Consider the following 13000-nt stretch of genomic DNA (forward strand, 5'->3'; position numbering starts at 1 on the left):
TGGTCAGACCTGCTGGACGCCTTCGACGCCGGGGACGAAATGGCGCAGCAGGTTCTCAATGCCGCTCTTGAGCGTGGCGGTTGAGGAGGGGCAGCCCGAACAGGCGCCCTGCATGTGGAGGAACACGGTGCCCTCCTTGTAGCCCTTGAAGATAATGTCGCCGCCATCCATAGCGACGGCCGGACGGACGCGCGTGGCCAGGAGTTCCTTGATGACCTCGACGGTCTCGTTGTCCTCTTCCTCGTAGAACTCATCGACTTCCGAGAAATCGACAGCTTCAGTGGCGCCATCGGCGATCACCGGCTTACCGGAGAGGAAATGGTCCATGATGACGCCGAGAATGGCGGGCTTGATATGGGCCCAGTCGGTGTCGTCCTTGCTAACAGAGATGAAGTCGGAGCCCAGGAACACGCCGGTGACGCCGGAAATGGCGAAGAGCCCATTGGCCAGAGGCGAAATAGCGGCAGATTCGGGTGTGCGGAAATCGCGGGGATCGCCGGGCAGCACATCGCGTCCGGGCAGGAATTTCAGCGTTGCCGGGTTCGGCGTGGCTTCGGTCTGGATGAACATCGGGGCGCCTCAGGAGATTAGAACGGTTCTAAAATAGCACTCTGCCGCGCGGAGAGCAAGTGCTATTCGCGACCTTGCGCCGCGTTCCAGCCATGGCAGCAGCGCGCTAGGGTCATAACATGATACGCGCATTCAGATATATCGGTGTTCTCGAGGGCATTACCACCGTGGCGCTATTTTTTGTCGCCATGCCCGCCAAATATGTCTTCGGCTATCCGCAGCTGGTGCCGACTGTCGGCCTAGTGCACGGCATCGCCTTTGTCGTCTATCTGCTCGCGATGATGAGCATGCTGCCGGGGCAGGGGCTTACGGCAGGGCAGTGGGCACGACGTTCCTGGCCGCCTTTGTCCCCTTGGGCACATTCCTCAACGACCCGATGCTCAAGCGCAAGCAAGTGGCCGCGCCGGCGGCGTAGCCGCTTAGCAGATGGCGATAATCTCCTCGTCGCTCATCCGGCCCGGCACGACGGTGAGGGGGATGGGAAGCCCGTTTGAGCGCGAGGCGAAGTGCGTCACCAATGGTCCGGGTCCATCCGAGGAGGTGGATGCGGCGAGCACCAGAATGGCGATGCCCTGATCCTGGGCAATCACCCGTTCGATCTCCTCGGCAGCGTCGCCTTCGCGCACCACCGTCTCGGCACGCACGTCGCCAATGTCCTTGGTGCGGGCCAGCCGTGTGTCGAGATTGCGCTCGGCTTCTTCCACCGCCTCGGCCCGGAGCACGTCCTCGACGCCCAAGCCGATGAATTCGGGCTTAGGCACGACGCTCATCAACACCACCGTGCCGCCGGTCCGCTTGACGCGATAGGCGGCAAAGGTGAGGGCGCGATCGCATTCGGCCGTCTCGTCGATGAGGACCAGGAATTTGCGTTTATATTCGGTCTCGTACATGCGCGCCTCCAGGACTAGCGGACGAAGCCCACAATCTTGCGAACATCTGCCATCACCGGCTCGGCAATGGCGCGCGCCCGGTCGGCACCATCGCGCAGGATGCGGTCCATCTCCCCACGATCGGCCACCAGCCGCTTCATTTCCTCGGCGATGGGGGACAGCACCGTCACCGCGAGATCTGCCAAAGCCGGCTTGAAAGCACCCCAGCCCTTGCCGCCATATTCGCCCAGCACATCGTCGACGGACCGGCTGGACAAAGCCGCGTAGATGCCGACGAGGTTCTCCGCCTCGGGGCGGCTTTCGAGCCCCGCTACCTCGCTGGGCAGGACCTCCGGATCGGTGGTGGCGCGCTTGATCTTCTTGGCGATTTGGTCGGCGTCATCTGTCATGTAGATGGTGGCAAGGTCCGAGGCTTCGGACTTGCTCATCTTCTTGGAACCGTCCTTGAGCGATTTGACGCGCATCGCCGGCCCGGTCGCAAGGGTCTCGGTAATGGGGAAAAAGCCGTCCTCGAAACCCGCCGCCTCGATCTGCTTGGCAAAGTCATGATTAAATTTCTTGGCGATATCGCGCGTCAGCTCCAGATGCTGGCGCTGATCTTCCCCGACCGGCACGGCCGTGGTCTTGTAGAGCAGGATATCGGCGGCCATGAGCGAGGGATAGGCAAAAAGGCCCAGCGATACTTGCTCGGAATTTTCGCCCGCCTTGTCCTTGAACTGGGTCATGCGGGCCATCCAGCCCATACGCGCGACACAGTTGAAGATCCAGCTCAGCTCGGCATGCTCGACCACCTGGCTCTGGTTGAAAATAATCGACTTGGTAGGGTCGACACCCGCCGCGATGTAGGCGGCCGCGATTTCATAGGTCCAGCGCTTGAGGTCCTCGGGGTCTTGCCACACGGTGATGGCATGCATGTCGACCACGCAATAGATGGTCTCATGGGTGTCCTGCAGCGGTACGAAGCGGCGGATAGCGCCGAGATAATTGCCCAGGTGCAGATCGCCCGATGGCTTGATGCCCGAAAATACGCGGGGGGTGAACGTCATGAAGGCTGAACCACGATAACAAGGGTGTAGAAACGAGGGCGAGTTTTACCTGCGCTCGCCGGGCTTGGAAACCGCTTTGTGCGCTAAGCGGCGCGGCGGCGGCGTAGGCGGTTGAGAAGACCACCCAGCGACTGCGCACCACTGAGATGGGCAAGCAGGAAATAGGTCAGCGTGCCAAAGAGGCAGATCGCGGCAAGCGCGGCCAGTTGCAGCAAGATGGGACGACCCGGCAGGAAGATCGCCTCGGCACGCTCGGCAAAGAGATACAGCACCGCGCCCATGACCATGGCCACAAGGAGAATTGTCGCCAGTTTACGCCATTCTGCAAGGCTCAGCCGGAAATGGCCGCGCCGCGCCAGGAAGATGGCCAGCAGGAGAACGTTGAGCCAGGAGGAAATCGAGGTCGCCAGGGCGATGCCGAGGTGCTGGAAGCTCGGAAAGAGCAGGAGCGAGATCCCGATATTGGTGGCCACCGAGAGCCCGGCGAAAATGGTGGGCGTGGTGGTGTCTTTGCGCGAGAAAAATCCCGGCTGCAACACCCGCACCAGCACAAAGGCTGGCAGGCCGATGGCAAAGCCGAGCAGGGCCTGTGCCGTGAGAACAGTATCTTCCGGCCCGAACTGGCCGCGCTCGAAAAGCACACGGATGATGGGGACGGGAATGGCTGCCAGGGCAACGGCTGCTGGCAATGACAGCAGCATCGCCAGCAGCAGGGCCTGGCTCTGGCTGGCGCGCGCCTCCGTCTCGCGCCCCGCGCCGATGTGGCGAGAAAGCTCGGGCAGGAGGACGGTACCAATTGCGATACCGATGATGCCCAGCGGCAGTTGGTAGAGCCGATCGGCATACGCCAAGATGGAAATGACGTTGTCTGCGGCCGACGCGATGATGGTGCCCACAAAGATGTTTATCTGCGTGATGCCGCCGGCCAGAGTGGCCGGAACCGCCAGGGCCCAGAAACGCTTTACGTCCTTGTCCAAACGCGGCAGCCGAATAGCGGGGACAAAGTCCGCGCGGCGGATCGCCCAATAGACCAGTGCAAGCTGGGCAATCCCGCCCAGCATGGTGGCAATGGCGATCCAAAAGGCGGTTTCGGCCAGGTTCTCCAGCGAGAGATAGGCGAGCGGCACCAGAACGGCGATGTTGACGATGTTGAGCACGACGGGGGCGAACGCGCCGGCGAAATAGCGATTTAGAGAATTTAGGATTGCCGCATAGGCCGCCATCAAGGACATGCAGGCGAGATAGGGGAACATGATGCGGGTGAGGAACACCGTGAGTTCCAGCTTTGCGGGGTCATCGGCAAATCCCGGCACAAAGAGCAGCATGATCTGCCCCATGAAGATCTCGGCCAGGATGGTGACCACGAGAATGACGGCGACGAGCCAGCTCATGATGCGGGAGGCCAGCATCCGGGCCGACTCCCGCCCATCCTGCTCCAGGGCGCCGGCAAACATGGGTACAAAAGCGGTGTTGAAGGCCCCTTCGGCGAACAGCCGACGGAAAAGATTGGGGAAGCGGAACGCTGCGTTGAACGCATCGGCAACCGGGCCGATGCCAAGAACGGCGGCCATCAGGGCGTCCCGCACAAAGCCGGCAATACGCGAGAGGAGGGTCAGCCCACCCACGGAGAGGAAGTTGCGGTAAAGGCTCATAGTAGTGTGCTCGGGGGAACCCCCATCCAACCTCCCCCTGGGAGGGGGAGGCGCGGGATCGTAGTCAGGACAGAAACTGCGTGACAACGCTGGACCTGTTCCTCCCCCGCCCAGGGGAAGGTTCGGTGGGGGTAGCCGCAGGCGCGGAGGCCCGCCACCTTACCCATTCACCACCTTCGCTTCGACCGCGCGGGGCTGGAAGACGCTCATCAGGGCATCGTGGATCTTGCGCTGGCGTGGCTTGCTCATGATCTTTTGGCCCGTGAGATCGGTGACGTAGAAGACGTCCACCGCCTTTTCGCCATAGGTGCCGATATGGGCCGAACCGATGGTGAGGTTGAGATCGGATATTTCGCGGGTCAGTGCATGGAGCAGGCCGGTGCGGTCGAGGCCGGAAACCTCGATCACCGTGAACTTGCCCGAGAGGGCATTGGACACCGACACCGAGGCGGGCAGGGCGAAGGGGCGGAGACGCTTGTTGTGGCGCGATTCCTTGCCCCCATCGATCAGCACCTGCCGCTTGCCCTGCAGCAATTGGCGCACCGTATCGATGATACGGGTAGCGCGGACCTTTTCGTCTTCGTCGGAGGTGAAGCTGCGGCGCAGCCGGAAGGTGTCGATGGCGCGGCCATCGCGGGTGGAGAAAATCTGCGCTCCGATAATGGACGCATCCTGCATGGTGCAGGCGCCGGCGATCAGTGACAGGAGGCGCGGGTGGTCGGCCATATAGAAGCTGACTTCAGTGATGCCTTCGAAGGCCTTGATCCGGAAGGAGCCGGCGAAGGTTTCTCCGATCTGGTCGGCCTGCCGGATCATGCGGGCATGCTCGATCTGCAGTTCGGGCTCGGCGCGCAGCCAGTAATGATCGTAGTGGCGGCCGATATAGGTCTCGACCTCTCCGGCTGGCCAGCCCGACAGCTTGCTTGAAAGCTGTTCACGGGCGTCGTCGATGCGGTCGGACTGGGTGACCTGGGAGTGGCCGCCGGACAGCAGCGGCTCGGTCGCATAATAGAGCGCGCGCAGGAGCGAGCCCTTCCAGCCGGTCCAGACGCCGGGCCCCACCGCACGGATGTCGCAGGCAGTGAGGATCATCAGGAGCGCCAGGCGCTGTGGCGATTGCACGACGTCGGCAAAGGCCTTGGCGGTTTCGGGGTCCTGGATATCGCGGGCCTGGGCGATCTCGCTCATCAGCAGGTGATATTCGATGAGCCAGGAGACGGTGTCGGTCTCTGCGGGCGACAGGCCAAAGCGGGGGCAGAGGCGCCGGGCAATGCGCGCACCGGCAATGGAGTGATCCTCGGGCCGCCCCTTGGCGATGTCGTGGAGGAACAGCGCCACATAGAGCAGGCGCGTATCGTTGAGCTGGGGCAGCAATTCGTGGGTCAGCGGCAATTCATCGCGCAAGCCGCCATTGGCGATCTGCGCCATGATGCCGACCGAACGGATCAGATGCTCATCCACGGTATAGTGGTGGTACATATTGAACTGCATCAGGGCGACGATCCTGCCGAATTCGGGCACGAACTTGCCCAGAACACCGCTCTCGTTCATCTGCCGCAGGATGCGCTCGACATAGAGCGGACTGGTCAGCACCGTCAGAAAGTAGTCGTTCGCCCGGGGGTCGGTGCGCAGCTTGTTGTCGATCAGGCGCAGCGAACGACGAATGACCTTGATGGCGTCGGGGTGGAACAGCAGTTCCTCGCGTCCCGCCACCATGAACATCTTGATCAGATTGGTTGGATCGGTTTCGAAGACGTCGGGACGGGCAAGGTTGAGCCGGCCGGTGTCGATGACGAATTCGGACTCGCCCTTGATCTTGCTCTTGCCCGAGCGGAAGGGGGCGAGGACCCGCCCCACGAGGTCCATGTCCTTGACGTGGTTGAACTCGAGGCTAGCGCAGAAAATGCGGGTGAGATCGCCGACGTCCTTAGCGACCAGGAAATAGCGCTTCATGAAGCGCTCGACGCCCAGCATGCCCAGGCGCTGTTCATAGCCCATGCGCTGGGCGAGATCAGGTTGCACGTCGAAGGTCAGCTTTTCCTCGGCGCGGCCGGTGATGAAGTGGAGGTGGCAGCGCACGGCCCAGAGGAAGTCCTCGGCGCGCTGGAACAGGCGATACTCGGCCGGGCGGAAGACGCCCTTGCCCACCAGTTCCTGGGATGTCTTGACCTGATAAAAGTACTTCCCGATCCAGAACAGGGTATTGAGATCGCGCAGCCCGCCCTTGCCATCCTTGATGTTGGGCTCGACGACATAGCGGGTATTGCCCATCTGGCGGTGCCGGTCATCGCGTTCGGCCATCTTGGCGGCAATGAATTCGGGACCGGTCTTGGGCATGATCTCGGACTCGAAGCGCCTGACCAGCTGGTTGAAGAGCTCGCGGTCGCCGGTGAGAAAGCGCGCCTCGAGTGTCGCAGTCCGCACGGTCATGTCGGCACGGGCCATGCGGATGCATTCATCAACCGAGCGGACGGCATGGCCCACCTTCTGGCCTAAGTCCCAGAGCATATAGAGAATGTATTCGGTGACCTGCTCGCCCCAGGGGGTTTGCTTGTAGGGCAAAATGAAGAGCAGATCGATGTCCGACCCCGGCGCCAGGGTGCCGCGGCCATAGCCGCCTACGGCCGAGAGCGCGATGGCTTCGGCGCCCGAAGGATTGTCGACGGGATAGACGCGGCGGGTGGCAAAGAGATGCAGCGCACCGATGATCTCGTCCTGCGCGGCGGAAAGGTTTTGCGCACAGCGCGTCCCTTTGCTGGTCGCCAGCAATTCGGCCTCGGCATCCTTGCGGGCCTCGGCGAGGCAGCCGCGGACATGCGCCAGCACGGCCGAGCGGGCAGCAGCGGATTTGGGGTCGAGCGCGCCGACAAGGGCGTCGAGCTCGGCCAGGATGGTCTCGGCGGACTTGAGCGCGAAGAGCGGTTTTCGCGGCTTTACGTCAGCTTCTGCGAGCGTCATCGCGGATTTTCTTCAACTCGTAGAGGGCTTCGATCGCTTGTCGGGGGGTCAATTCGTCGGGTCGAACAGCGTCGAGCGCAGTATGGACAGGATCTGCCTCCGCAGGCCGGGGAGGCGGCTGATGGGCAAAGAGCGGCAGATCATCTAGCACGCTGGCCCGCCCATCGGAAGACATCGTACCCGAAGAGCGTTGCTCAAGGGTTGTCAAAACCTGGCGAGCACGCTGGAGCACCGGCTCGGGTAGGCCGGCGAGCCGCGCCACCTGGATGCCATAGGAGCGGTCGGCGGCGCCGGGGCCCACCTCGTGGAGGAACACCACCTCACCCTCCCATTCGCGCACCTTCATGGTGACGTTGGAAACGCGGGCGAGGGTCTTGGCCAGGCTTGTCAGCTCATGGAAGTGAGTGGCAAAGAGCGCCCGGCAGCCGGTGGTCTCGTGCAGCGCCTCGACTGCGGCCCAGGCGATGGAGAGCCCATCGAATGTGGCAGTGCCGCGCCCGATTTCATCGAGCACAACAAGGCTGCGGCGGGTGGCGCGATTGAGGATGGCGGCGGTTTCCACCATCTCCACCATGAAGGTCGAGCGGCCATGGGCAATGTCGTCGCTGGCTCCGACTCGGGAAAAGACGCGGTCGATGACGCCGATATGGGCGGCCTCGGCGGGCACGAAGCTGCCCATCTGCGCGAGAATGGCGATCAGCGCGTTCTGGCGGAGAAAGGTCGACTTGCCCCCCATATTGGGGCCGGTAACGAGCCAGAGCCGGCCACCGCCTTCGCCATCGGCACCCGAGAGATCGGCGTCATTGGCGACAAAGCTCTGCCCGTCGGCGCGCACCATCTCCTCGACCACTGGATGACGGCCGCCCTCGATGCGGAAAGCCAGCGATGTGTCGACATCGGGACGACAATAGGAGCGGGTGGCAGCCAATTGTGCGAGCGCGGCCGTCACGTCCAGCTCGGCCAGGGCATCGGCAAGCTGGCGTAGCGCGTCGGTTTGCGCCAGCACTGCCGTTCGCAGGCGATCAAAGATGCGCAGCTCAATTTCGAGCGCCGCGTCGCGCGCCCGCGCCATGCGGCCTTCAAGCTCGGCCAGCTCCGTTGTGGTGAAGCGCATCGCATTGGCGAGAGTCTGGCGGTGGATGAAGCTTTGCCGGTGTGGCTCTTCCATCAGCTTGCCGCCATGGCTGGCGGGCACTTCGACGAAATACCCCAATACACCATTGTGCCGGATCTTGAGCGAGCGGACATCGGTCTCATCCATCAGCCGTGCCTGCAGCGCCGCCACCACAGCGCGGGTTTCGCTGGCGAGCGTCTGCTCGTCGTCGAGTGCACGGTCAAACCCCTTGCGCACGAACCCGCCGTCGCGGGTCAGGAGGGGCAGGTCGTCAGCCAAGGCCGCCGCCAGTTCGGCGGCGAGGCTACCAGGGGCCGCGCCAAGCGTCTCGGCAAGGGTGGCGAGCACGGCAGGCAGAGCATCAAAGCCGGCGAAATGCCGTGCCAGCGCCTGTGCCGCTTGGATGGCCTTGCCGATGGCGGCAAGGTCGCGCGGCCCGCCGCGCTCCAGCGCCAGACGGGTGAGGGCGCGGGCCAGGTCTGGCACAGCCTTGAGGTCCGTCCGCAGCCGGCCCGTGAGCATGGTGTCGTCAACAAGGAACCCGACGGAGGCGAGCCGCTGGTTGATGGCCTCGGCATCGGCGAGTGGCGCCGCTAGCCGGGCGGAGAGGAGGCGCGAACCGGGTGCGGTGACAGTGAGATCAATGCTTTGCCGCAGCGAGCCTCTGACATCGCCACGATGGGTCTGGTGCAGCTCGAGGCTGGCGCGAGTGGCCGCGTCGATGGCCATGCGTCGGTTGGCAGCTTCGGGAATAGGCGCCCGCAACACAACGCCGGTACCCTTCTGGCTTTCGCGCACATAGGCCACGATCGCCCCCAGCGCCGCACGGGCGGCGCGGGAAAGGGCGGACGGGTCAAACGCCGTGGCGGGGAAGGCATTTCGCAACTCAACGCCGGCACGTTCGCTGTCGAAGCTCTCGGCCGGGGCCGCGTGGGTGATACGCGCCCAAGCCGGGGCAAAGAGGTGCCGCTCCGTAAGCGTTGACCGCGTGGCATCGGTCATGAGGAGCTCGGCCGGGGCGATACGCGCCAGTTCGTCCCCTAGCTGCTCGGCCGCAAGGTCGACTGTAAAAGTTTCGCCGGTCGAGACATCCGCCCAGGCGAGTGCGAAATCGGTTTCGCCGTGCCGCACCATGGATAGGGCTGCGAGGAAATTGGAGGCGCGGGCGTCGAGGTGATCGTCTTCGGTCAGCGTGCCTGCGGTGATGAGGCGCACCACATCCCGCTTTACCACCGACTTGCTGCCGCGCTTCCTGGCTTCGGCGGGGTCTTCCACCTGCTCGCAGATGGCCACGCGATGGCCCAGCTTAATCAGCTTGTTGAGATAGTCGTTGGCCGCGTGGATAGGCACGCCGCACATGCCGATATCCTCGCCCAGATGCTTGCCGCGCTTGGTGAGCACGATGCCTAGGGCGGCGCTGGCGATCTCGGCATCTTCAAAGAAGAGCTCGTAGAAATCGCCCATGCGGTAGAACAGGAGATAGCCGGGATTGGCCGCCTTGATCTCGAAATACTGCGCCATCATCGGCGTCAGGGCCGGAGCGGCGCCGGCTTGTGCAGCAGGGATTGGCGTGGCGTCCATCGGGCAGGCAACAGGTCTCGGCGTGAAAGCCGAGACCTTAGGAGCCTAGGGCACAAAAGCCAACCGGTCCGGGGCAGATTTGCCCCGGAGAATGGCGACGCCTCAAGCCTTGTCGAGAGCCTGATTGATGTCCGCGAGGATGTCGTCGATATGCTCGATGCCCACCGAAATGCGCACCAGATCTTCCGAAACACCCGCCCTCGCCAGTTCCTGGGGCGAGAGTTGGCGGTGCGTGGTCGACGCGGGATGGCAGGCCAGCGACTTGGCATCGCCGATATTAACTAGGCGCAGGATCATCTGCAGGGCGTCGATGAAGCGGGCACCTGCTTCCTTGCCGCCCTTGATACCGAAGGAGAGAATGCCAGAGCCAGAACCCTTGGAGACCTTCTGGGCAACCGCGTGGAACTTGCTGTCGGGCAAACCGGAATAGTTCACCCAGGCCACCTTTGGGTGGTTCTGCAGGTGCTGGGCCACCTTGAGCGCATTTTCGCAGTGCCGCTCCATGCGAAGCCCGAGGGTCTCGAGCCCTTGCAGGATCAGGAAGGAATTGAGCGGGGCAATGGCCGCACCGGTATTGCGCAGCGGCACGACGCGGGCCCGGCCAATAAAGGCGGCGGGCCCGAGCGCCTCGGTATAGACCACACCATGGTAGGACGGATCGGGCTCGTTGAGCACCGGGAAGCGCTTGGCATGGGCTTTCCAGTCGAACTTGCCGCTGTCCACGATCACGCCGCCCACCGAGGTGCCGTGCCCGCCGATATATTTGGTCAGCGAATGCACCACGATGTCGGCGCCCAGATCGAACGGTCGGCAAAGATAGGGCGTCGCCACGGTGTTATCGACAATCACCGGCACGCCATGGCGATGGGCGATTTCGGCGATCCGTTCAATATCAACAACATTGCCGGCAGGATTGCCGATCGACTCAAGGAAAACCGCCTTGGTGTTGTCGTCGATGGCTTTTTCGAAGCCCTCATAGTCATCGTAGGAGACCAGCCGCGTCTCGATGCCCTGGCGCGGGAAGCTGTGAACGAAGAGATTATAGGTGCCGCCATAGAGCTGAGACACAGAGACGATGTTGTCGCCCACGCCCGCGATGGTCTGGATGGCATAGGTGATCGCGGCCATGCCGGAAGCCAGTCCGAGTGCGGCGATACCGCCTTCCATCTCCGCAACGCGCGCCTCGAGCACGGCCGTCGTGGGGTTCATGATGCGCGTATAGATGTTGCCCGCCACCTTGAGATCGAAGAGATCGGCGCCGTGCTGGGTGTCGTCGAACGTATAGGACGTCGTCTGATAGATCGGCACCGCCGCGGCCTTGGTGGTGGCCTCCGATTCGTAGCCATGGTGCAGGGCAATCGATTCGAGCTTCATGTGGCTCCTCCAGTGGTTTGGTTGGGCGCCACCTTCCCCCGGTCGACCCGGAAATGACAAGGCGGGGAAGAGACACAATGTTCTCTCCCCCGCCCCGTGTTTAAAATGAATGGGGCCGCTCCCCCGCCTGGCCGCTACTGCAAGTCGTCGATCTCGTAGCGGTCGGACGGATCGCGCACCGGGCGATAGGTGAAATAGTCGAAATCCGCCGGCAGCGCGGTGCCGTTGAGATCGCTCGCGGCAACGCCGACGAAAGCACCGGTGAAGCTGCCATGGGCCTGGTGGCCACCGCACTCGTCCGAAAGGGTCGAAGCGTCGAGCACCGGACCGATGGGCTGCAGCTCCTCGCCTTCCAGGGCATAGAAGAACTGCAGCTTGCGACCCCGGATGGTGAGCGCCAGCTTGACCTTCCCCTCATTGGGGATCTGCACCGGCTCGGCAGGGAAGCTGAGATTGCCATCGGGCCAGCTGATTTCCGAGCTCATCAGCAGTAGTTCGCGCTGACCGTCCGAATGGGCGGTGACGGTCAGGTAGAAGAAGTTGTAGCGGCTGTAATAGGCGGTCAGGCCCGCAAACTGGCGCTCGTCGGTGGGCGAGAAGTCGACCACTGTCTCGGCATCGTAGGAGAAGTGCGTCTGCCGGCGGGCGACCAGCGCCTGCTCGAACCATGAGCCAATCGATTCCCGACCGAAGAGGCGCAGCTTGCCGCCGTCGGTCGTGAAAATGCGTTCGCTCTCGGGCGTGCGCAGCCACTGGAAGTCCTTGTGGAGGCCGTCTTCGAACCCATAGCGCTGCTCGGCCCAGTACTTGTCCTCGTCGCGGTTGCCCGGCACTTCAACATGCAGGGACGGTACGGGGCCGTGTTTCACGTGAATCCAGTCGTCATCACCCCAATAGGCTTCCTGGATCGAGGTTTCGCGACCTAGCGTGCAGCGGCGTTCCTGTGTGGTCGGGCGACCAGCGAGATGGACGAGATAGGTCTTGCCATCGGGTGTTTCCACGAGATCGCCGTGGCCGGCGCGCTGGAGCGCCGCGAGCGGAGCATCCTTGGAGGTGAGGATGTGCTTGTCGGGATGGGTCTCGTAAGGACCATCTATGCTGCGCGAGCGGGCAAAGGTGCAGGCATGGTCATAGGCCGTGCCGCCTTCAGCGGTCAGCAGGTAATACCAGCCATTGCGCTTATAGAGGTGCGGGCCTTCAACCAGCTTGAGATTGGTGCCCTGGTAGATATTGGTGCGCGGCCCGATCAGCTTGCCGGCAACGGGATCGAATTCCTGCAGCGCAATCCCGGCAAACTTCAGCGGCCGCGTGCGGTGGTCCCACATCATGTTGACGAACCACTTGCGGCCATCGTCGTCGTGGAACAGCGAAGGGTCGAAACCCGAGGAGTTGATGTAGATCGGATCGGACCAGGGGCCTTCGATACTCTCGGCTGTCACGATGTAGTTGTGCGCGTCCTTGAACGAGCCGTCCTTGCGCTTGACGTCGGTATAGACCAGCCAGAACTTCTCCCCATCATGGGTGATGTCGGGGGCCCAGACGCCGCAGCTGTCGGGATCGCCGCGCATGTCGAGCTGCGCCTTGCGATTAAGCGGGCGCGAAACCAGCTCCCAGTTGGCGAGATCCTTGGAGTGATGGATCTGCACGCCGGGGAACCACTCGAAGGTGGAGGTGGCGATGTAATAATCGTCGCCCACGCGGCAGATGGACGGGTCCGGGTTGAAGCCGGGCAAGATGGGATTGGTGATCTGGGGCATGATGTCTCCTCCCCCACCGATCCGCCTTCTCCCCCTTGTGGGAGAAGGTGGCGCACAG

The 13000-nt window shown here is 63.1% G+C and carries 9 protein-coding genes; 1 reads left to right on the plus strand and 8 read right to left on the minus strand.

Going from position 1 to position 13000, the window contains the following annotated elements:
• Positions 1-3 precede the first annotated feature (3 nt).
• Positions 4-570, minus strand: a complete 567-nt coding sequence (locus QOV41_RS00720) for a NifU family protein (RefSeq protein WP_284578850.1) — start codon at positions 568-570, stop codon at positions 4-6.
• A gap of 119 nt (positions 571-689) precedes the next feature.
• Between QOV41_RS00720 and QOV41_RS19690 the strand changes: the two genes are divergently transcribed.
• A complete protein-coding gene (locus QOV41_RS19690) occupies positions 690-1064 on the plus strand; it encodes a DUF3817 domain-containing protein (protein WP_350150295.1) in 375 nt (124 codons plus the stop codon).
• On the opposite strand, the gene QOV41_RS00725 is transcribed toward QOV41_RS19690, so the two are convergent.
• The 7 genes from QOV41_RS00725 to QOV41_RS00755 form a co-directional block, all read right to left on the minus strand.
• The gene (locus QOV41_RS00725) at positions 990-1460 is read right to left on the minus strand and encodes a universal stress protein (RefSeq protein WP_284578851.1); all 471 of its coding nucleotides are present in this window, start codon (positions 1458-1460) and stop codon (positions 990-992) included. The two genes, QOV41_RS19690 and QOV41_RS00725, sit on opposite strands and share 75 nt — an antisense overlap.
• A gap of 14 nt (positions 1461-1474) precedes the next feature.
• Complete coding sequence (trpS, locus tag QOV41_RS00730; RefSeq protein WP_284578852.1) at positions 1475-2506, minus strand: tryptophan--tRNA ligase; 1032 nt, start codon at positions 2504-2506, stop codon at positions 1475-1477.
• A gap of 83 nt (positions 2507-2589) precedes the next feature.
• On the minus strand, positions 2590-4158 hold the full coding sequence (gene murJ, locus QOV41_RS00735; RefSeq protein ID WP_284578854.1) for a murein biosynthesis integral membrane protein MurJ: 1569 nt from the start codon (positions 4156-4158) through the stop codon (positions 2590-2592).
• 159 nt (positions 4159-4317) lie between these two features.
• A complete protein-coding gene (locus tag QOV41_RS00740; protein ID WP_284578855.1) occupies positions 4318-7116 on the minus strand; it encodes a [protein-PII] uridylyltransferase in 2799 nt (932 codons plus the stop codon).
• On the minus strand, positions 7097-9811 hold the full coding sequence (gene mutS, locus QOV41_RS00745) for a DNA mismatch repair protein MutS (RefSeq protein ID WP_284578856.1): 2715 nt from the start codon (positions 9809-9811) through the stop codon (positions 7097-7099). Before mutS ends, QOV41_RS00740 begins: the two co-directional genes overlap by 20 nt.
• A gap of 102 nt (positions 9812-9913) precedes the next feature.
• Positions 9914-11185: an O-acetylhomoserine aminocarboxypropyltransferase/cysteine synthase family protein gene (locus tag QOV41_RS00750; protein WP_284578857.1), complete on the minus strand. Its 1272-nt coding sequence runs from the start codon at positions 11183-11185 to the stop codon at positions 9914-9916.
• A 134-nt stretch (positions 11186-11319) separates the two neighbouring features.
• Positions 11320-12942, minus strand: a complete 1623-nt coding sequence (locus QOV41_RS00755; protein ID WP_284578859.1) for a glycoside hydrolase family 43 protein — start codon at positions 12940-12942, stop codon at positions 11320-11322.
• Positions 12943-13000: the final 58 nt, after the last annotated feature.

Source organism: Devosia sp. RR2S18 (assembly GCF_030177755.1).
GTDB classification, from domain to species: domain Bacteria; phylum Pseudomonadota; class Alphaproteobacteria; order Rhizobiales; family Devosiaceae; genus Devosia; species Devosia rhizosphaerae.